Below are 20,633 nucleotides of genomic sequence, written 5' to 3'. Positions count from 1 at the left end.
GCGCTGAGATGCCCCGCGCCCCGCGCCCCGCGCTGAGATGCCCCGCGCCCCGCGCCCCGCGCTGAGATGCCCCGCGCCCCGCGCCCCGCGCTGAGATGCCCCGCGCCCCGCGCCCCGCGCTGAGACGCCCCACGTCGGTGGACCCCGGCCCCGGGGCGGGTCAGCCCTCGGTGGGTGCGGCGGCCAGGCTGGTGCCGCGGCGCCGGCCGCGGGCGGTGGCGGCGGCCAGGGCGAAGCCGAGGGCGGCGGCGAGCAGGTGGCCGACGGTGGTGAACTCCGGGAGCGGCCCCGGCCAGTCGTGGTCGCCGGCCAGCGGCCAGACGAGGACGAAGGCGGCCCAGGGCAGCCGGGCCCAGCGGGGCAGTGCGAGGGCGGCGAAGGCGAGGGCGGCCTGGGCGCCGTAGCTGATGCCGTAGTCCGAGGCCTCGCGCACGCTCTCCGGGTACCAGCCCTGGTGCAGGGCGAGCAGGATCACCAGCGCGGTGACCAGGGTGGCGCCGACGTGCCCGGCGAAGAACACCGCGGCGGCGCGCGGGGTGCCGAAGCGGCGTTCGGCCCACGCCAGGCCGACGATGATGCCCAGGCCGAGGGTGATCAGGGTGCCGCCGAAGCCGGTGGAGGCGATGTCGGTGAGCGTGCCGTCGTACAGCAGCGCGCTGCCGAGCAGGGCGCGGACCGGGTGGTCGTGCAGGTTGTCGAGGTTGGTGCTGATGTAGCCGCGCAGGTCGTCGGCGCGCGCCTCGGACAGTCCGTACTCGACCCAGGCGTGTCCGAGCAGCAGTAGCCCGACGTAGACGAGCGTCAGCGGCGAGCGGCGGGGGTACGTGCGGACGGCGTGCAGCAGCCCGGTGAGGAGCCCCAACGGGCGTCGTGCGTTCATGGTCTGATGGTGTCCCGGTCGAGCGGCTGGTCCGGCCGGCCCGGATGCGGTCGGCCACCTCCGGACAGTACCGAATGCCGGCGGACCACGGGCGGGGGTCCCCCTCAGCGGATGCGGCGGGCGAGCGTCGCGGTGAACGGGCGGGGGGAGAGCGAGACGCTGCGGTGCGGCCGGACGGGTCGGCCGCGGGTGGGGGTGACGGTCCAGCGGGCGGCGATGGTGGCGAGGGCGAGGGCGGCCTCGGTGGTGCCGAAGGCGTCGCCGATGCAGCGGCGGGCGCCGAGGCCGAAGGGCGTGTAGTTGCCGGGGGCGGGCCGGGCGGTGGTGAGCCAGCGGTCGGGGTCGAAGCGGTCGGGGCAGGGGAAGAGGTCGGCGCGGCGGTGCAGCAGGTAGGGGCTGTAGAGGAGGGTGGCGCCGGCCGGGAGGGGGTGGCCGCCGAGTTCGGTGTCGGTGGTGGCGGTGCGGCTGAGGATCCAGGCGGGCGGGTAGAGCCGCAGGGTCTCGCTGACGATCCTGGCCGTGAGCGGCAGGGCGGGCAGGTCCTGGTGGCGGGCCGGGCGGCCGTCGAGGACGGTGTCGAGTTCGGTGTGCAGGCGCTCGCGGACGGCAGGGTTGGCGGCGAGCAGCGTCCAGGCCCAGGAGAGGGTGGCGGCGGTGGTCTCCATGCCGGCCAGCAGGAAGGTGACCACCTGGTCGTGGATCTCGTCGTCGGTCAGGCCCCGGCCGTCCTCGTCGCGGGCGCCGAGCAGGGTGGAGAGCAGGTCGTGGTGGTCGGTGCCGGCGGCGCGGTAGTCGGCGACCAGCCGGTCGGTGATCTCCCGGAGGTCCCGCCGGGCGCGGGCGAACCGGCGGTTGCCGGGGGTGGGGATCCGGTCGGCGCCGGGCAGCGGCAGCACCGTCCGCCGGGCGACGCCGCGGGCGACCACGTCCATGGCGGTGTGGACGGGCAGCGCGCCGGCCCGCTCGTGGGCGGCGAACAGGCAGCGGGCGGTGACGGCGGTGGAGAGCCGGTACATCGCGGCGGGGACGTCGACCACGTCGCCGTCGCGCCAGCGGGCGGTGGTGCCGGCGATCTCCGCGGCCATCATGGCGGTGTAGCCGGGCAGCCGGTCGCGGTGGAACGCGGGTTGGAGCAGGCGGCGTTGGCGCCGGTGGTCGGCGGCGGGGCAGGTGGCGAGGCCGTTGCCGAAGGCCGCGCGGGCCTTCTCGACGACGATGCCGCCCTTGTCGTAGGTGCGGTGGTCGGTGAGCAGTCGGCGCACCAGTTCGGGGTGGCAGACGACGTGGGCGTCGAGCGGGCCGAGCCGCAGCCGGACGAGGTCGCCGTGCGCGGGCAGGCCGGCCACGAAGTCGAGCGGGCTGCGGAGCAGGGCGGGGGCGTGGCCGAGCAGCGGGAGCGCGCCGGGGGCGGTGGCCGAGGTGTACTGGGCGGCGGTCGGTCGGTACTGGGTGGGCACGGGCGTCACCTCGGGGAGGGCGGGTTCGTCGGGCGTCCGTGATCTTTCCCGGCGCCCGTCGGCGAAACGGTCGGTGGAACGGCCGGCGCCCGGCGGGTGGGGTGAACGCGGGGGCGTACGTAGAACGGCCGTGCGCCATGACGGACCTGACGGTCGGTTCGGGGTCGTCGCGTGGGGGTATCCGGGGGCGGTGCCGCGCGCCTACACTGCGAACCTCCGTACGATTACCGGCCGGTATACCGACCGGTAAAGCCAGTTGGTACTACCGGTTGGGAGTTGGGATGGCCGACGAGCGGGCCCACGCGTTCACCGACGACGCCCTCGGCACGCACGACGCGGTGGCCCTGGCCGCCATGGTCCGGGCCGGCGAGGTCAACCCCCGGGAACTGGTCGCGGCCGCCGTCGCCCGCGCCGGACGGATCGACGGCACGCTGCTGCCCGTCGCCCACGCCAGCCACGACCGGCCCCGGATCAGCCGTGAGGGCATCGGTGGCCCGCTCTGGGGCGTACCGACCTACCTCAAGGACAACGTCGACCTGCGCGGCCTGCCCACCGCCATGGGCAGCGAGGCCTACCGGGCCCGCCCCGCCCGCCGCAACGCGCCCTTCGCCGACCAGTTCCTCTCCACCGGCCTGGCCGTGCTCGGCAAGACCCGGCTGCCCGAGTTCGGGCTGAACGCCTCCACCGAGTTCGCCGCCGCCCAGCCGGTGCGCAACCCTTGGAAGACCTCCCACTCGCCCGGCGCCTCCTCAGGCGGCTCGGCGGCCCTGGTGGCCGCCGGCGTGGTGCCGATCGCCCACGCCAACGACGGCGGCGGCTCGATCCGCATCCCGGCGGCCTGCTGCGGACTGGTCGGCCTCAAGCCCACCCGGGGCCGGCTGGTCACCAACGCCCAGGGCGGCAAACTGCCGATCGACCTGGTCACCGACGGGGTGGTCACCCGCACGGTGCGCGACACCGCCGCCTTCTTCGCCGCCGCCGAGCGCCACCACCGCAACCCGGCACTGCCCCCGCTCGGCCTGGTCGAGGGCCCCGGCGAGCGCCGGCTGCGGATCGGCCTGGTGGTGGACTCGCCCACCGCCGAGACCGACGAGGCGACCCGCCGGGCCGTCGAGGAGACCGCCGCCCGGCTGGAGGCGATGGGCCACCGGGTGGAACCGGCCACCCTGCCCTTCGGAGAGGAGTTCTCCCGCGACTTCCTCTCCTACTGGGGCTACATCGCCTGGGTGATCGCGCTCACCGGCCGGGTCATGCTCGACCCGAGCTTCCGGGCCGGCCGGCTCGACGGCCTCACCACCGGGCTGCGCCGCAGCTTCCAGGCCGAGTTCCCGCGCATCCCCGGCGTGCTGCGCCGGCTGCGCCGGGCCGAGGCCGTCTACGCCGGGATCTTCCGCGAGCACGACGCGATCCTCTCCCCGGTGCTCGCCCACACCGCCCCGCCGATCGGGCACCTCAGCCCCAACGTCGCCTTCGACGAGCTGGTCGAGCGGCTGCTGCGCTACGTCGCCTTCACCCCGGTCAACAACGTGACCGGCGGTCCGGGCATCGCCCTGCCCGCCGGGGCGGCGCCCAGCGGGCTGCCGATCGGGGTGCACCTGTCGGCCGCGCACGGGCAGGAGCGGCTGCTGCTGGAGCTGGCCTTCGCACTGGAGGCGGACCGGCCCTGGCGGCGCATCCAGGACTGAGCGGCGCGTCCGGGACTGAGCGGCGCGTCCGGGACCGGCGCGTCCGGGACTGAGCGGCGCGTCCGGGACTGAGCGCGCATTCAGGACCGAGCAGGACCCGCCCTCAGCCGGCCGCCACCGACCGGGCCGCGTGCACCTCGTGGTGCAGCCGGGCCAGCGCGCAGTCCGGTGCCATCGCGCGGTCCGGTGCCATCGCGCGGTCCGGCGCCGGCACGTCCGGTGCGTCCGGGCCGCCCGGTGACAGCGGCGCGCCGCTGCGCAGCGCCTCGGCCAGGTCGGTCAGCTCCCGGGCGACGGCACCGACCTCGGCCGGGGTCGGCACCGCCGCGCCGTGCTCGATCCGCACCCTGGTCGCGGTGGTGGTGTCCACGATCCGCTCCACCGCGATCACCAGCGGCCACCAGGCCTCCGCCCGGGCGCCGACCGGCGGCGGCTCGGTGAGCGCCCGCTGGAACTCGCTGCGCACCGCGGAGAGGTCCCGGTAGAGCCGGCGCCGGTAGCGGGCCCGGGCCGGTTCGTCCCGGCCGGGTGCGGTGGTGAAGGCCAGCGACACGTACGAGGCGGTGTCCTGGACGGCGTCGGCCAGCCGGTCGCCGATCCGGGTGTGCCAGGACTCCGGCCAGAGCAGGTAGCCCGCCACCAGTACGATGCCGCAGCCGATCAGCGAGTCGTACAGCCGGGGGGCCACCAGGTGGAAGCCCTGGTGGTTGAGCAGGTCGGAGAGCAGCAGGATGACCGGGGTGATCGCCGCGGTCTGGAACGCGTACCCCTTGACGGACAGCGCCGGGATGAGCATGGCGAGCGCCGCGATCACGGGCACGTCCCACCAGCCGCGCTCCACCTCGGCCAGCACCGGGATCGCGATCAGCAGCCCGGCGGCCGTCCCGACGGCGCGCAGCACCGCGCGGGAGAACACCGAGCCGAAGTCCGGCTTCAGCACGAAGGTGACGGTGAGAGCCACCCAGTACGAGCGCGGGACGGCGATCACCGACACCAGCACCTGGGCCAGCCCGATGCACAGCGCCAGCCGCAGGCCGTACCGCCAGGAGGCCCCGGACAGCAGTAGCGCCCGGGCCGCCCGGCGGGCCCGCACCTCCAGGCCGGCTGGCCGGCCGAGCCGGTCGGCGGCCGTGTAGGGGTCGGGCTCCGCCTCGTGCACGACGGTGGAGGCGTGCCCGATCGCCTCGGCCAGCGCCCGGGTGGAGGGGCCGCGCGGCTCGGGCAGCGCGGGCGGTGGGGGAGCGGGGCCGGTGCGGCCCCGGGCGACGGCCTCGGCCAGTTCGCCTACGGCGGCCGGGTAGGCGGGCGACAGCGGACCGTAGCCGGGCGGGCGCAGATGGGCCGCGGCGGCGCCCTCGACCACCGGGATCAGCGCGTTGAGCTGGGCGAGCAGGCGCACCAGGGTGGCGGAGCGGCCGTGCCGGCGGGCCCGGCGGGCCAGCAGCAGGTCGTAGGACTGGTTCAGCGACTGGGTGAGTGCCCGGCGCCGGTCCTCGTAGTCGGGGGAGCCGGTGGCCTCCAGCAGCGCGGCCACCGCCCGGTAGGTGTCGGCGACCACGGCGCGCTCGGGAGTACCCCCGCGCAGTGGCCAGGCCAGCAGGGTGAGGGCGAGCACCAGCAGTCCGCCGAGCAGCAGCAGGCCCGGCGGCAGCCACCACGGGGAGGGCATCGGCAGGCCGGCGCCGACCACGGTGTTCAGCAGCAGGAGCAGGCCGGAGACGGAGGCGACGGCGCCGACCGAGGAGATCATGCCGGAGAGCAGCGCGACCAGGGTCAGCACCGCCACGGCCGTCCAGCCGGAGCCGTACACCTGGGTGCCGACCAGCACTCCGAGGGCGCCGAACAGCTGTGGCACGGCGATGTTGAACACCCGCATCCGGTAGGCGTCGGCGGTGTCCCCGATGACGCCGGACAGCGCGCCCATCGACACCAGCGCGCCGTAGCCGGTCCGGCCGGTGGCGGTGCCGACGGCGAGCGGGGCGGCGAGTGCCACCGAGGCGCGGGCCATCGCGGCCCAGGGGACCGGCGCGTCCCGGGGGCGCAGGCCCTCGGTCAGCCAGCGGGGCGGGGCCAGTCGGGAATCCGCCAGCCGGGAAAGTGTCGGACGGGAAGGCGCCGGGCGGGTGCGTGCCACAGACCCAACGTACGGCGGGCCGGTTCGGTTCACCCTTCGCGGTTATGTCAATTCCCGAAACATACCCGCCCTTATGTCAGTCTGCGAAACATAAAGCGAACCCCAGAGGCGCCGTGAACTGCGCTGATTTCCCATTCGGTTACCAGTGGGAAAGGGTTGACACCATTAGTTGGTCTAGTCCAACGTATGGGGAAGCGCGGTCCGGCCGAGGCTGATGTGGGGTGAGTGCCCTTGCCGGACGGGTGAGTTGGCCCCCTGACGTGGCGTTGTGCGCTGCTCGGGGGCCGAGGCGAGACGGAGCGCATGCGGACGGGCATCCGGTCCGCGCCCCGAATTCCCCTTCCGGCCGACGACCGGCCACCGGCTCGCCGCGCCCGCACCGGGCGCCCGAGGAAGCGCTGCATCGACCACGAACCACGGAGTGACCGCCCATGCCGAGCCCTGACGAACACCCCGAGGAATATCTGTACCGCGCCGCCTCGCAGCGCCCCTACTTCAGTGCCGACACCGAGAGCTACCTCGCCGGCACCGCCTTGCGCGAACTGCGCAAGAAGCACCCGCTGCGAGTGCTCTCCGAGGCGGACTTCGCGCACTGGCAGACCTACGGCTACGTCGTCGTCGAGCAGGCCATCCCGACCGAGGCCGCGCGCCGGCTGCTCGACTTCGCCTGGGAGTTCCAGGGACTGTCGCCCGACCGTCCGGAGGACTGGTACCGCGAGCGCGACCACCGCGACGAACTCGACCGGCACCTGCACATCTACGGCTTCGTCGAGGCCTACCACCACCAACTCATCTGGGACAGCCGCCAGTCACAGCGCGTCTACGACGCCTTCGTGGACGTCTGGGACTGCGAGGAGCTGTGGGTCACCCTCGACCGGCTCAACCTCAACCCGCCGAACGTGCGCAACCGCGACCGCGCCCTCATCGAACCCACCGACAAGGGCTTCGACATCGAACTCCACTGGGACGTCGACACCACCCGGGCCATGCTCCCGCAGCGCGTCCAGGGCATCATCGCGCTCAACGACACCGCCCCCGACCACGGCGGCTTCCAGTGCGACCCGGAGCTGTTCCGCCGCCACAACGAGTGGCAGGCCACCCAGCCCGCCGACCGCGACCCGATCCGCCCGGATGTCGACCGCGACGAGTTCCCGGTGGTCCGGCCCGAGTTGAAGGCCGGTGACCTGCTGATCTGGAACGGCCTGCTGGCCCACGGCGTCGCCCCCAACACCTCCGCGAACGGCGTGCGCTCGGTGCAGTACCTCTCCATGATGCCCGCCCTGGAGGAGGCCGAGCCGCTGCGCCGCTCCCGGGTGGAGTCCTGGCGCACCCTCGCCACCCCGGACTGGAACCGCACCCTGGTCGGGGACGCCGACCGGCCCGAGGCACTGCGCTACGGACCGGCCGAACTCACCGAACTCGGCGAGAAGCTGCTCGGCCTGCGGTCCTGGACCGGCCGCACCTTCGAGCAGCCCGAAGGGGAGCGCCCGTGCGCGCCGTCTGCCTGACCCTGCCCACCAATCGCGAGTGCGCGGACACCATCACCGCGATCGGCGCCGAAGCCGCCCACGCCGCCCGCGAGTTCGGCGTCCTGGTGCACTACCTGGTGCTCGACTCCGCCGACCCGGCGGCCCGCGCCCGGCACGCCGCGGCCCTCGCCGCGCTGGCGCCCACCGAGGGCGTGGTCACCCACCACCTGGACGAGGACGCCCAACGCGCCTTCCTGCGCTCCGCGATCGAGCGGACCGGAGCCCCGGACCCCGACAAGCTGCTCGACCTGATGCTGCCCGACGCCGTCTCCTACGGGGCCTGCACCAACCGGGCGTTCCTGCTGGCCGCCGCCCTCGGCTGCACCTCCGTGCACCGTCGCGACTCCGACAGCCGCTACCAGTGGCACGACGGCGCACCGGTGTTCCCGATCGACCACGAACTCGCCACCATCGGGCTCAAGGCAGCCGACGCGGCCGCCGCCGTCACCGAGTACACCCTCGACCCGGCGCACGCCGACAGGCCGGTCGCCCTGGTCGGCGCCTCCTTCATCGGCGAACTCTCCGTCGACCTCGGCGAGATCCGCGCCCTCGACCCGCAGGCCTACCACGACGTGGTCGCGCTCTGGGCACCCACCGGGGCGACCGAGCAGGAACGGCGGGAACTCGTCGCCGAATCCTTCACCGGTGGCGGCACCGAACCCTTCACCGCCGACCGCGCCGTGCTCGACCGGCCCGACATCTGGCGGATCGACATGTGCAACATCGCCCTCGACCACGAGGTGTACGAACGCGTCCCGCTGCCGCCCGCCACCGACACCATCGGCAGCGACTACTTCCTGCACCACCTCGTGCACGACGCCACCCTGCCCGGGGTGACCCACAACCGGCACATCGTCAACTACTACACCCCGGAACGGCGCACCGGCCCCGGCTTCACCGCCTACCAGGAGCGCTACGCCAAGTTCCTGCTCTCCATGCTCTACCTCCACCCCGTCTACTCCGAGCTGGAACGGGCCGGCGAGGCCCTCCTCGACGAGCACCACCACGTCCGCCCGGCGGCGATCGCCGACGCCGCCCGCCGCAGCGCCGCGACGGACCGCGCCGAGAACCACCGGCGGCTCGCCGAACTCGACCGCTGCTACCGGAGGCTCGGCGGCAAGTACGCCGAGTTCGCCGACCACCTGACGCCCCGACGAGCGCGTCTGCTCGACGAGGCGCAGGCGGACATCGAGGACTTCGCCCTGCTGATCGACGCGTGGGGCCCGCTGGTGCGGGCGAGCAGGACCACCCCCGCCGACCGGCTGCCGCGCTAGCGCTAGCCGCACCGGGAGTTCATCCGTGATACGTCAGACCACCGAACCGCCCGCCGAGGCGCGGGGGCGCACCAACCACCGCGCCCCGACCGCGGCCGAGACCGTGCACGCCGACCGCGCGCCCCGTCCCGACCAGCACGACCACGCCGCCCTGCGCGCCGCGCTCGCCGCCGCCACCGGGGACACCGTCATCTACGACCTGGCCGGCATCGGCCGCCAGTACGCCGCCCTGTGCGCCGAACTGCCCGGTGTGGCCGTCCGGTTCGCGATGAAGGCGTGCCCCGTCGACGAGGTGCTCGGCCACCTCGCCGGGCTCGGCTCCGGCTTCGACGCGGCCAGCCCGCAGGAGATCGCCCAGGCGCTGCGCACCGGGGTGGCCCCCGAGCTGATCCACTACGGCAACACCATCAAGTCCGACCGGAACATCGCCGAGGCCTACCGGCTGGGCGTGCGCGACTTCGCCACCGACAGTCTGGAGGACGTCGCCGCGATCGCCGAACACGCCCCCGGCTCACGGGTGTTCTGCCGCATCGCGACCACCGGTGAGGGTGCCCTGTGGGGCCTCAGCCACAAGTTCGGCTGCTCGCCCGAGGACGCCCTGCGGGTGCTCGGTGCCGCCCGCACCGCCGGACTGGTGCCCTCCGGGCTGTCCGTGCACGTCGGCTCCCAGCAGATGACCGCCGAGGCCTGGGCCACCGCGATCGAGTCGCTGGCCGCCGTGCTGGAGGCGCTCAACTGGCGCGGCATCACCCCGGACCGGATCAACCTGGGCGGCGGACTGCCCGCCCTCGGGGTGCTCGACCGCGGCGGCCGAGCGCTCGAACCGCCGCTGGACAAGATGTTCACGGTGCTCCGCGAGGGCATGGAACGGCTGCGCGCCGTCAACGCCGCCCCGCTGGACTTCCTGCTGGAGCCCGGCCGCCACCTGGTCGCCGACCACGGCGCGATCCGCGCCCACGTCGCCCGGCTCTCCTCCCGCCACCGGCTCGACGGCACCCGGGAGGACTGGCTCTACCTGAGCTGCGGCAAGTTCAACGGCCTCTACGAGATGGACCAGTTGCAGTACCGCCTGGAGTTCCCCACCCACCCCGGCGGCCAGTTCGTCAACGCCGTGGTGGCCGGCCCGACCTGCGACAGCGACGACGCGTACGCCCAAGACGGCGGCGCGGTACGGGTCCCGCGCGCGATCGCCTCCGGCGACCCGGTGTGGATCCACTCCTGCGGCGCGTACGCCACCGCCTACGCCACCCAGGGGTTCAACGGCTTCGCGCCGCTGCCGTACACCTGCGTCGGCGGCCGCCCCACCGAGCGGGGTGACACATGACCGACACCCGGATCCGGCTGCTCCGCGACACCGACTGGCCCGCGGTGATCGCCGCCGAGGAGCGGGCCTACGCCGCCAGCGGCCTGTCCGAGGGCGGTGCGGCGCTGCGCTCCCGGCACCGTGCCTCGCCGTCGACCTGCTTCGTGCTGGAGGACGCGGACGGCTTCGTCGGCTACCTGCTCGCCCTGCCGTTCCCGCTGTTCCGCTGCCCGGACCTCAGCCGGGCCTCCTCGGACGGCGCCGTGCGGTCCAGCAACCTGCACGCCCACGACCTGGTGATCGCCGAGCGGGCCCGCGGCCGGGGCCTGGCCCCGCGGTTGCTGCGGCACCTGGAGGTGGCCGGCCGGGTGGCCGGCCACCGCACCCTCTCGCTGGTCGCCGTGCGCGGCTCCGAGGTGCTGTGGAGCCGGCTGGGCTACCGCGCCCGGCCGGAGGTCGGGCTGCCCGCGAGCTACGGCGCCGAGGCGGTCTACATGGCGAAGCCGCTGGACCGCGCCGCCCCGAACCCCGTGGACCCGACCCCCGGATCCGCGCCCAGAGCCGAAGTGGGCTGATGCTGATGTCCTCCCCCGCACGCGACGAGTTCCGCCGGTCCCAACTGGCCATCGGCGCACTGTTCTTCGTCCTCGGACTGCAGTACGCGACCTGGGTCTCCCGGGTGCCCGCGCTCAAGGCCCGGCTCGACCTGGGCGAGGCCCAGATTGGCCTGCTGCTGATGACCTGCGGGATCGGCGCGGCGGTGTCCTTCCCGCTGGTCGCGGTGCTGATGCGGCGGCTCGGCTCCCGGCTGCTCTCGGTGCTGTCCGCGCTGGCCCTGGGGGTGATCCTGCTGGCCCTGTCGGTGGTGCCGAACTACCCGGTCACCCTGCTGGTGCTGTTCTGCGACGGCGTCGCGGTCGGCTGCCTGAACGTCGCGATGAACGCCCAGGGCGCCGCGCTGGAGGCCCGCTTCGAGCGCACCACGATGTCCAGGCTGCACGCCACCTTCAGTGCCGGCTCGCTGCTGGCCGCCCTGCTGGCCTCCGGCGTCAACGCCTTCACCGGCACCCTCGCCGTCCACTTCGGCCTGGCCGCCCTGCTGCTGGTGCTGCTGGTGGTGGCCGCCCGGCCGGGCCTGCTGGCCGACGGGCCGCCGCAGGCCGCCGCTGCGACGGAGCGGAACAAGGGGCGCCGACGCTTCGCCCTGCCCGCCGCGGCCACGCTCTGGATGGGCCTGGCGATGGTCTTCGGCACCGTCACCGAGGGCGCGATGAACGACTGGTCGGCGCTCTACCTCAAGGACGTGGTGCACGCGGGTGCCGGGATCGCCCCGCTGGGCATCGCCGTCGTCTCGGTGATGATGGTCTGCGCCCGGATCTTCGCCGACGGCTGGCGCACCCGGCTCGGCGACGGCCGGATCGTGCGCGCCGGCAGCCTGCTGGCCGGCCTCGGCCTCGCGCTCGCCCTGCTGGCCGGCGGCGTCGTGCCGACCCTGCTCGGCTTCGCCTGCGTCGGCCTCGGCGTCGCCGCCGTCACCCCGTGCGTCTACGTCGCCGCCGCCCGGCAGGGCCCGGACGCGCTCTCCCTGGTCGCAGCCATGGGCACCACCGGCCTGCTGGCCGGCCCCGCCGTGATCGGCTTCATCGCCGGCGGCACCAGCCTGGTCTGGGGCATGGCCGCGGTGGCCGTCTCCGCCGCGGTGGTCTCCCTGTGCGCCACCCGGATCGGCTGGCCGCAGCCCCGACCCCGACCTGCCACCCAGCTCGCCCCCGAGGCGAGCTGACGGCCCACCGGTTGTCGCCCGCCCGGAGGAGGGCGTCCGACGGCGTGTGGGGCAGGAGAGCTTCTAGAGTCACCTGCGGTACGACCGTACGACCACGAGCCGTGTGAGCCGCAGGAGAGGGAACAGCATGACCGAGCAGACCCCCGAGACCTTCGAGCCCTTCGAGCCTGTCGACGAGGACTGGCACACCGCCGTGGCGATCGTCGCCCACCCCGACGACATGGAGTACGGCGGCGCGGCGGCCGTCGCCCGCTGGACGGCCCAGGGCAAGCAGGTGATCTACGTGATGGTCACCAGCGGCGAGGCCGGGATCGACTCGCTCGACCCCGAGGAGTGCGGGCCGCTGCGCGAGGCCGAGCAGATCGCCTCGGCCCGGGTCGTCGGGGTGGAGACCGTCGAGTTCCTCGGCCACCCGGACGGCGTGGTCGAGTACGGCCTGCCGCTGCGCCGCGACATCGCCCGGGTGGTCCGCCGGCACCGCCCGGACATCGTGATCACCGGCAACTTCCGGGACACCTACGGCGGGGTGTTCCTCAACCAGGCCGACCACATCGCGGTCGGCCGGGCCACCCTGGACGGCGTGCGCGACGCCGGGAACCGCTGGGTGTTCCGCGAGCTGCTGGACGAGGGCCACGAGCCCTGGAACGGGGTCCGGCAGATCTGGGCGGCCGCCTCGCCCGAGGCCCGGCACGCGGCGGACACCACCGACACCTTCGACCTGGGTGTCGCCTCACTGGCGGAGCACAAGGCGTACCTCGCCGGACTGGGCGGGGCGATGGCGGAGCCCCGGGAGTTCCTGGAAGGCTTCGGCCGGGGCGCGGGCACCCGGCTGGGGACGCGCTTCGCGGTGCCGTTCGAGGTGTTCCCGCTGCGCTAGGCCCTGTCCGGCCGGACGGGACCCAGTCACTCGCGGGGCGCGGGGGGCTCGTCGGCGGAGGCGCCGGCGTCCTCGCGGCCCCGGCGCCGGTAGCGCAGCACCTGCCGCAGCAGCAGCACCGCGACCAGCACGCCCAGCCCGACCGCGAACCAGAGCTGGTAGCGCAGCGCCGTCCGGTACACCGTCCCGATGTTGGCCCCGGCGACGTACCCGAAGGTGCCCCAGACGCCCGTCCACAGCACGGCGCCGAGCAGGTTGAAGACGGCGAAGCGGCGCCAGGGCATCTCGGTGGTCCCGGCGATGATGCCGTTGTACTGGCGCAGCCCGTCCACGAAGCGGGCGACCGTGACGACCTTGCCGCCCTGCCGGGCGAAGAAGCCGTCCGCGCGTTCCATCCGGGCCGGGGTGAGCAGCACGTACCGGCCCCAGCGGTGGACGAAGGCGCGCCCGCCGGTGTGGCCGATCAGGTAGCCCAGGCTGTTGCCGAGGGTGGCGGCGACCACCGCGATCAGCAGCACGGCGGCGAAGTCCAGGTGTCCGGTGCCCGCGTAGACCGAGGCGAGCACCAGGATGGTCTGCCCCGGCACCGGGATGCCGCAGTTGTCCAGCAGCACGAGCAGCGCCACCGCCAGGTACCCGTAGTGGTCCAGCAGTGGCGCGAGCCCGGAGAGCGCCCCGGGCAGGGGGGTCGTCGGCGCGGACACCGCTCCTCACCACCTCGCCCGGGACCGGCGCGGGATGGTGGGGGAGTGGGTCAGCGTTCCGCCAGGCGGGATTCGATGTTGCAGTCGGGGCCGGGGTAGATCAGGCCCTCGTGGCCGTCCTCGAAGCGGACCACGTACGGCGGTTCGCCGTTGGTGCCGCGCACCTCGATGATCTCGCCCTTCTGGTCGGTCATGCCCACCGCTCTGCTGTGGATGTGGAGCTGGTCACCTACCGCTGCGTGCATGGTCTGCTCCTCGGGTCGTACGGCCGTTCCGCTATCCACTGTGCTGCGCGGGCGACGGCCTCGCAACGGCTCGGACGGACGGGCTTCGCGGGGCCGCTGGGCCGGGCGTCAGCGGACGGGCAGCTGTTGCGCGAGATAACCGCGCACCAGCCGCTTGCACTCGGCGATCAGGGCCGGATCGCCCTGGGGGTCCCCCCGGAAGGCCAGTTTGAGCACCGCGTCGGCCGCCTCCAGGGCGACCCGCAGGGCGAGCGTGGTGGCCGCCGGGTCGCCCGCCTCGAATAGCTCGCCGCCGAGCGCCTGCAGCCGCAGGGCGACGGCGGTGTTGTTGTCCACGCCCGCGTCCAGCAGGTGGGTCTCGTCCCGCACCCCGGACGGCACGACCGTGCCGGCCAGCCCGAAGTCCACCTGGCCGAAGCCGGGCACCGTGCGCTTCATCGCGACGAACTCCTCCACGGCGAGGTCGGAGAACCCGGCCGGGTCGACCGGGGCGGACCGGGCCAGCAGGGCGTCCAGGCGCTGGAGGTAGTGGTCGAGGTTGCGGGTGGCCAGGGCGGCCAGCAGGTCCTCCTTGCCGGCGAAGAACTGGTACAGGGTGCCGATCGGCACCTGGGCGCGCTGGGCGACCTCCTTGGTGGTGAGCGCGGTCGCCCCGACCTCGTCCAGCAGTCCGGCGCAGGCGTCCAGGATGCGGCCGTACCGCTCCTGGCTGCGCTGCTGGACCGGCCGCCGCCTGGCCGGACCTGGGCTGTGCTGGAGACTCCGGGCGTCGACGCTCATGGCGCAACTCTGCCGCATCGGCTGTTCCGACGGCGAATCATCGGGGCGGGAGAGCGCCGGTGTTCCCGCTGGGGAGGGAATCAACTGGTGGCCGGAGCTGAACGGCACGGTGGCGGGAAGGTGTCGACGGGTTGGCTTTGCTCTTGTCGTGGACGCGATGGCCGGTTCATACTCCTGGGGCGGATCACCTTGCGTGATCATTGCGTGCCTCTTCGTGGTGACCGCGATCCCAGCTGGCCGTGGCGACGACGGGCGATACCGCCGCCACCCGAAGTCTGGACGGACCCGTGAGCCCCCTTGCCCGTACCGAGTCCCGTTGTGCTCGCACCCGACGCACCGGCTGTGCGTCCCGTCGAACGGAAGGAGGTGGTCGGAACGGTGACGCTGTTCTCCACGGGGCGTGAGGCCCTCGACACCGAGCACCGCCGCCAGTTCCTGGATTCCGGCTACCTCGTCCTGCCCGGGCTGCTCCCCGAGACACTGCGCGAACGCCTCGCCCCCGAGGTGGACCGGTGGGTGGACGAGGGCCTGCGGGCCCGCTCGATCGCCGCCTGCGCCGACCCCGAACGGCACGGGCCGCCCCCGGTGCTGGAACTGGAGCTCCCCGCCCACGGCGAGCTGCTCACCCACCCGCCGCTGCTGCGCGCGCTGACCGGGCTGATCGGCCCGCACTTCGTCTTCCACCACCTGCACAGCGACCGCCAGGCCCCCGACATCCCCGGCAAGCCCTGGCACCACGACTGCGAGCCCAACGACAGCGCCGACCCGTCGCTGCTGATGGTCCACGCCCTGCACTACCTCGGCGGCCTGGACGAGCGGGTCGGCAGCCTGGCCGTGCTGCCCGGCTCGCACCGCACCGCCGCCGACAAGACCGCCTACGCCCACCACGGCACCGGCGAACTGCCCGGCGAGGTGGTCCTCGACCGGCTGCCGCCCGGCACCACCGTGCTGCTCAACTCGGCGCTGTTCCACACCCGCAGACCGGCGCCCGACGGGCCCGGCCGGCCTCGCTACTTCATCGACGCTTCCTACTGCCAGGTCGGGGCGCGCTGGCGCCCGGTGAAGCCGCACTGGCGGCGGATGCTCGCCCGGGCCCGCGAACTGGACCTGGCCGACGGCCAGTGGCCCGACCTGTTCGCGGAACACCACTTCACCGAGTACACCGGAACCGTCTGAACCGCCTGAGGAGCACTGCCGTGGAGATCGTCACCGCCGTCGCCCACTCCGAGGTGCACGACGCCTACCTGCGGGACCACCCGGTGGAACGGGCCCACGAGGCGAACACCAACCTGTACGGCGAGGAGAACCTCGAACGCGCCGCCGTGATCCCCGGTGGCTGGTGGCGGATCCGGCTCACCCGGGCCGACGTCCTCGGCGTCGTGCTGCCCTGGCACCTCAGCGAGGGCGGCGAACTCGAACTCGTCCCGCGCACCGGGCTGACCGTCGCCGACGCGGCCGAACGCGTCCGCACCGGCGGCGCCGACTGGGCGGCGGCCAACCCGGTCTGCTCGGCGAAGCTGCGGCTGCTCCGCCGAGCGCCCTTCAGTGCGCTCTACCTCGCCACCGCGCCGGTCGACCACCCCGACTACGCTGGTCTGACGGTCAGTCACGGGCTGATCCACGTCGACGGACTGCACCGCATGCTGGCCTGGGAGCTGGCCGGCCGGCTGATCGAACGCGCCGAGCTGGAAGGGTACTTGGCGGGCGACCCGGCCGACCTCGCTGCGCCGGACGCCCCCGCCCAACGGGCCGACCTCGCCCCACCGGACGCCCCGATCCGGACGGGGGACGAACCGGCGTGACCTCCGCGACGCAGCACGTTCGGTCCACGCCCGCCACCGGCTCGCTCAGCGCGCTGCTGACCCACCTCGCCCGTACCCACCCCGACCGGCCCGCCGTCAGCGACGGCCGCCACACCCTCGACCACCGCACCCTGGACGCCGCCGCCGGGCGGATCGCCGCCCGACTGGCCGCCGGCGGCACCGGGCGCGGCGACCGGGTCGCCCTGCTCGGGCCCCGGGACGCCCGGATGCTGGTGCTGCTGCACGGGGTGCTGCGCTCCGGCGCCGCCGCCGTACTGACCGATCCGGACTGGACGGCGGCCGACCTGGCCCGGCGGCTGGCGGCCGTCGGGGTCGGTCGGGTGCTCGCCACCGAGGACGGGTTCGACGGGCCCCGCCGGGAGGTGGTGGACGTCCTGGGCCTCCCCCCGGCGGCTCCGTCCTGGTCGGGCGACGAGCCCACCGGGGACGACCCGGCGTACCTGTCCTTCACCTCCGGATCCAGCGGCGAACCCAAGGCGGTGGCCGTCACCCACGCCAACGCCGTCCACTACGCGCACGCGCTGGCCGACCGGCTCGGGCTCACCGAGGCCGACGCCCCCGTCCTCGCCCACGTCACCACGTTCGCCGCCGACCTCGGCCACACCGCCTGGCTGCTCGCCCTGGTCACCGGCGGCTCCGTGCACGTGGTCCCCGACCGCGAGGTGCGCGACCCGGCGGCCTTCTGGGCCACCCTGCGCCGCGCCGGGGCCGACACCCTGAAGACCACCCCCTCGCACCTGACCGCCCTGCTGGAGGGCCGCCCGGCCGGCACCCCGCCGCTGCGCACCCTGCTGCTCGGCGGCGAGGCCCTGCCGCGCCCGCTCGCCGCCGCTCTGCTCGACGGCGGCGTCACCGAGCGGCTGGTCAACCACTACGGCCCGACCGAGACCACCGTCGGCGCGACCTGCTTCCTGGCCACCACAGCCCGCCAACTGCCCGAGGGGGAGCCGACCGTACCGATCGGCAGCGGGATCGGCGAGGTGCAGCTCACCCTGGTCGACGGCGCCGGGCGGGCGGTGGCCGACGGTACGGCGGGGGAGCTGCTGATCGGCGGGCGGGGCGTCAGCGCCGGGTACTTCGGACGGCCCGAGGAGACCGCCCGGGGCTTCGTCCGGCGGGACGGCCGGCGCACGTACCGCACCGGCGACCTGTGCCGCCGCCGGGCCGACGGGCAGCTGGTGTTCCTCGGCCGGGTGGACCGCCAGGTGAAGGTCCGGGGGTACCGGGTCGACCTCGCCGAGGTCGAGCGGGCGATGGACGGCTACCCGGGGGTGGTCGGCTCCGCGGCGCTGCTGCGGGAGGCCGCGCTCGGAAACCAACTGATCGGCACGGTGCGGATGTTGGACCCGTCCGTCGAGGTGGCTGGGCTGGTCGACCACCTGCGTGACCGGCTCCCCGGCTACTCCGTGCCGCAGCCGATCCTGGTGCTGCCGGACTTCCCGTACGGGTCGAACGGCAAGCTGGACCGGGCCCGGCTCGGCGAGCTGGTGGACCACCTGGTCGAGGCCCGAGCCGAGTCGGCGGAGCCAGCCGCGGACGGCCTGGCCGGGGAGATCGCCCGGTTCTGGGCCGGCGCGCTCGGACTGCCCGCCGTCGGACCGCGGACGGACGTGATCGGCCTCGGCGGGGACTCCATCCTCGCCATGCGCACCATCGCCCTGCTGCGGCGCTCCGGACTGCGGGTCGCCTACGAGGACTTCTACCGGCACCCGACGGCCGCCGGACTGGCCGCGGTGGCCGTGCCCGTCGGCGCTGCCACTGGGCCGACGCAGCAGAGTGATGGCGGCCAACTCGCCCCCGCCCAGCGGTGGTTGTACCAGCAACGGTCGGTCGACGACCTGCGGCACTGGAACCAGTCCGTCCTGCTGCGCTGCCGCGCCACCGTCGACCCGGCCGCGCTCGCGGCGGCCCTGACGGCCGTCCTGCAACGCCACCCGGCGCTGCGCCGACCCGTCCGCCCCGACGGCCCCGGCGAACCGCTCGCCGTCACCGACCTCGACCCGCTCTCCCACTCCCGCATCCCCCGCGCCGCCGGTGCGATCGCCGACACCGTCGCCGGGGTCTGCACCGAACTCCACCGCAGCCTCGACCCGGCGGCCGGCCGGCTGCTGCGCGCCCACCTGTTCACCGGCCCGCCCGGCACCGACCAGCGGCTCGCGCTGATCGCCCACCACCTGGTGGTCGACGGGCTGTCCTGGCGGATCCTGCTGGACGACCTCGCCCAGGCGTACCGGGCGGTGCTCGACGGGGAAGTGTCCGCTCCGGGGGTGGCCGAGCCGCCGCCCACGGGCGACTTCTACCAGTGGGCGGCCGCCGCCCCTCCTGCTTCCGATCCCGCTGCTCCCGCTCTCGCTCCCGCCGCCGGGGCGCCCACCCGACCGGCCGCGCTCAGCTGGGCGTTGGACGCCGCCGCCACCGCCCGACTGGTCGCCGCGCACGGCGGCGGGGCCGGGTTGGAGGCCGTCCTGCTGGACGCCTTCGCCGGAGCCGTCGCCGACTGGCGCGGCGAGCCCCGGCTCGCGGTGGAGGTCGAGACCCATGGCCGGGACACCGGCGGCGACCCCGGCGAACACCTGGACACCGTCGGCTGGTTCACCGCCGTCAAGCACGTCGCCCTGGATCCCTCGGCCGCCGCCGGACCGGCGGACACGGCGCGGCGGCTGCGCGAGACACCCGTCCGGCCGATGGACGCGCCCGGCGCGCGCCCGGACGTCGGCTTCAACTTCCTCGGAACCTTCCGGCTGCCCGAGGAGCCCGCGCTGGACTGGACCGTCGCCGACGAGCAGGCCGGTACGGCCCGCTGCGCCGGCGGCGACCCGCTGTATCGACTGCGGCTCACCGCACGGGTGGTGGAGCAGCGGCTGGTCGCCGACCTGGTGTACGGCCGGCCCGCCATGGCGCACCCGGCCGCCCGGCGGATCCTCGAAGGCTTCGCCACCGCCCTCGCCGGGCCCACCGCGGCCCAGCCCGTCCGCTCACCGCTCTCCACCTCCGGGCAGCTGCTGCACGCCCGGGTGGCGCCCACCGCCCGGGCCGCCGTCCGCGAACCCGCCCGGGTGCTGCTCACCGGCGCCACCGGCTACCTCGGCCGCCACCTGCTGGACGCATTCCGGCGGCGCGGCGCGGTGGTCACCTGCCTGGTGCGGGCCGCCGACGACGCCGCGGCCGTACGGCGGCTGGCCGGCGAGCGGGCCCACGTCGTCGCCGGGGACCTCGACCGCGACGGCCTCGGCCTCTCCCCGGCCGGGCTGGAGCGGGCCCGGGACGCCCGGATCGTGGTGCACGCGGCCGCGGACGTCCGGCTGGTCGCCTCGCCCGACGAGCTGGAGCGCGCCAACCACACGGCGGTGCGCCGACTGCTCGGCTGGGTCGATGAGCACGCCCCGCGAGCCCGGCTGCACCACGTCTCCACGTTGGCCGTGTCCGGCGGGGTGGACGGCCCGCCGCGCCGGTTCAGCGAGGCCGACCTGTGGATCGGTCAGCACTTCCGCACCCCGTACGAACGCTCCAAGTACCGTGCCGAGCAAGCCGTCCGGGCCTGGGCGGCCACCGGGCACGCCGCCTACCTGTACCGCAGCGGCCACATCGCCGCGCACAGCCGGACCGGCGCCTTCCAGGCCAACCTCGGCGACAACCGGATCTACCAGCTGGTCCGCGGCTACCTGCTGGCCGGCGCCGCCCCCAGCCGGCCGGCCACCGCCTTCGCGTTCTCGCACGTGGACACGGTGGCCGCCGGGATCGCCGCGATCGCCCTCGACCCGTACGCGGCACCCGGCGCCTACCACGTCGAGACCCCGTACGAGACGCCGCACGACGAACTCGTCGGCTGGCTCACCGCCCACGGCCACCCGGTCCGGCTCACCGACGACGCGACCTTCGCCGCCGCCCTCGCCCGGGTCGAGCGGCAGCACCCGACGGCCGCCCGGCTGGCCGCCGCCTGGACCCAGCAGGAGGAGCGCAACGTCCGGGTGGACGGCGCGTACACCACCTCGGTGCTGGACCGGCTGGGTGTGCGCTTCAGCGCGCCGACCCGGCAGTGGTGGTCCGCCGCGCAGACCTGGGCGGCGGAGGCGGGCCACCTGCCACCCCGCTGACCCGGCCCGGCCCGGCCCGCCTCGAACCGAACCGCTCGACCCGTCCGACAGGCTCCGATCCGACA

Annotated in this window: 16 protein-coding genes; 10 read left to right on the top strand and 6 right to left on the bottom strand. The window is 74.8% G+C overall.

Annotated elements, in window-relative coordinates:
• Positions 1-160 precede the first annotated feature (160 nt).
• Together ACZ7BZ_RS29340 and ACZ7BZ_RS29335 are read right to left on the bottom strand one after the other, a co-directional pair.
• Positions 161-880 carry a rhomboid-like protein gene (locus tag ACZ7BZ_RS29340; RefSeq protein WP_470360964.1) on the bottom strand — a complete coding sequence of 240 codons (720 nt, stop codon included), beginning with the start codon at positions 878-880 and terminating at the stop codon, positions 161-163.
• Between the two features lie 104 nt (positions 881-984).
• Positions 985-2,337 carry a cytochrome P450 gene (locus ACZ7BZ_RS29335; protein ID WP_470360963.1) on the bottom strand — a complete coding sequence of 451 codons (1,353 nt, stop codon included), beginning with the start codon at positions 2,335-2,337 and terminating at the stop codon, positions 985-987.
• A gap of 281 nt (positions 2,338-2,618) precedes the next feature.
• Here ACZ7BZ_RS29335 and ACZ7BZ_RS29330 point away from each other — a divergent pair, with 281 nt between their 5' ends.
• Positions 2,619-4,022 carry an amidase gene (locus ACZ7BZ_RS29330; protein ID WP_470360962.1) on the top strand — a complete coding sequence of 468 codons (1,404 nt, stop codon included), beginning with the start codon at positions 2,619-2,621 and terminating at the stop codon, positions 4,020-4,022.
• Between the two features lie 103 nt (positions 4,023-4,125).
• On the opposite strand, the gene ACZ7BZ_RS29325 is transcribed toward ACZ7BZ_RS29330, so the two are convergent.
• A complete protein-coding gene (locus ACZ7BZ_RS29325) occupies positions 4,126-6,096 on the bottom strand; it encodes an FUSC family protein (RefSeq protein WP_470361012.1) in 1,971 nt (656 codons plus the stop codon).
• Positions 6,097-6,587: 491 nt separating this feature from the next.
• Here ACZ7BZ_RS29325 and ACZ7BZ_RS29320 point away from each other — a divergent pair, with 491 nt between their 5' ends.
• The 6 genes from ACZ7BZ_RS29320 (at position 6,588) to ACZ7BZ_RS29295 (ending at position 12,922) form a co-directional block, all read left to right on the top strand.
• Positions 6,588-7,664, top strand: a complete 1,077-nt coding sequence (locus ACZ7BZ_RS29320) for a phytanoyl-CoA dioxygenase family protein (RefSeq protein WP_470360961.1) — start codon at positions 6,588-6,590, stop codon at positions 7,662-7,664.
• The gene (locus ACZ7BZ_RS29315) at positions 7,646-8,959 is read left to right on the top strand and encodes a DUF6271 family protein (RefSeq protein WP_470360960.1); all 1,314 of its coding nucleotides are present in this window, start codon (positions 7,646-7,648) and stop codon (positions 8,957-8,959) included. Before ACZ7BZ_RS29320 ends, ACZ7BZ_RS29315 begins: the two co-directional genes overlap by 19 nt.
• A gap of 103 nt (positions 8,960-9,062) precedes the next feature.
• Complete coding sequence (locus ACZ7BZ_RS29310; RefSeq protein ID WP_470361011.1) at positions 9,063-10,283, top strand: type III PLP-dependent enzyme; 1,221 nt, start codon at positions 9,063-9,065, stop codon at positions 10,281-10,283.
• Positions 10,280-10,837 carry a GNAT family N-acetyltransferase gene (locus ACZ7BZ_RS29305; protein WP_470360959.1) on the top strand — a complete coding sequence of 186 codons (558 nt, stop codon included), beginning with the start codon at positions 10,280-10,282 and terminating at the stop codon, positions 10,835-10,837. Before ACZ7BZ_RS29310 ends, ACZ7BZ_RS29305 begins: the two co-directional genes overlap by 4 nt.
• On the top strand, positions 10,837-12,045 hold the full coding sequence (locus tag ACZ7BZ_RS29300) for an MFS transporter (protein WP_470360958.1): 1,209 nt from the start codon (positions 10,837-10,839) through the stop codon (positions 12,043-12,045). Before ACZ7BZ_RS29305 ends, ACZ7BZ_RS29300 begins: the two co-directional genes overlap by 1 nt.
• A gap of 127 nt (positions 12,046-12,172) precedes the next feature.
• Entirely contained in the window at positions 12,173-12,922 is a 750-nt protein-coding gene (locus ACZ7BZ_RS29295) for a PIG-L deacetylase family protein (protein ID WP_470360957.1), read from the top strand.
• A 26-nt stretch (positions 12,923-12,948) separates the two neighbouring features.
• On the opposite strand, the gene ACZ7BZ_RS29290 is transcribed toward ACZ7BZ_RS29295, so the two are convergent.
• The 3 genes from ACZ7BZ_RS29290 to ACZ7BZ_RS29280 form a co-directional block, all read right to left on the bottom strand.
• On the bottom strand, positions 12,949-13,626 hold the full coding sequence (locus tag ACZ7BZ_RS29290) for a DedA family protein (protein ID WP_470360956.1): 678 nt from the start codon (positions 13,624-13,626) through the stop codon (positions 12,949-12,951).
• Positions 13,627-13,676: 50 nt separating this feature from the next.
• Positions 13,677-13,871, bottom strand: a complete 195-nt coding sequence (locus ACZ7BZ_RS29285) for a DUF1918 domain-containing protein (RefSeq protein ID WP_470360955.1) — start codon at positions 13,869-13,871, stop codon at positions 13,677-13,679.
• A gap of 108 nt (positions 13,872-13,979) precedes the next feature.
• Positions 13,980-14,651 (bottom strand): TetR family transcriptional regulator, encoded by a 672-nt coding sequence (locus tag ACZ7BZ_RS29280; RefSeq protein ID WP_470360954.1) that lies wholly within the window; start codon positions 14,649-14,651, stop codon positions 13,980-13,982.
• Positions 14,652-15,029: 378 nt separating this feature from the next.
• Between ACZ7BZ_RS29280 and ACZ7BZ_RS29275 the strand changes: the two genes are divergently transcribed.
• Genes ACZ7BZ_RS29275 through ACZ7BZ_RS29265 form a run of 3 tightly spaced genes read left to right on the top strand, consistent with a single transcriptional unit; the run spans position 15,030 to position 20,568 of the window.
• Positions 15,030-15,827, top strand: a complete 798-nt coding sequence (locus tag ACZ7BZ_RS29275; protein WP_470360953.1) for a phytanoyl-CoA dioxygenase family protein — start codon at positions 15,030-15,032, stop codon at positions 15,825-15,827.
• A 20-nt stretch (positions 15,828-15,847) separates the two neighbouring features.
• Positions 15,848-16,453 carry a DUF6309 family protein gene (locus ACZ7BZ_RS29270; RefSeq protein ID WP_470360952.1) on the top strand — a complete coding sequence of 202 codons (606 nt, stop codon included), beginning with the start codon at positions 15,848-15,850 and terminating at the stop codon, positions 16,451-16,453.
• Positions 16,450-20,568 carry an AMP-binding protein gene (locus tag ACZ7BZ_RS29265; RefSeq protein WP_470360951.1) on the top strand — a complete coding sequence of 1,373 codons (4,119 nt, stop codon included), beginning with the start codon at positions 16,450-16,452 and terminating at the stop codon, positions 20,566-20,568. The genes ACZ7BZ_RS29270 and ACZ7BZ_RS29265 overlap by 4 nt, the downstream gene beginning before the upstream one ends.
• The last annotated feature ends 65 nt before the right edge of the window (positions 20,569-20,633 follow it).

This window comes from Kitasatospora sp. NPDC036934 (assembly GCF_055608425.1).
The sequence above is the reverse complement of the archived record's forward strand: the minus strand, read 5'-3'. Positions and strand labels throughout refer to the sequence as shown.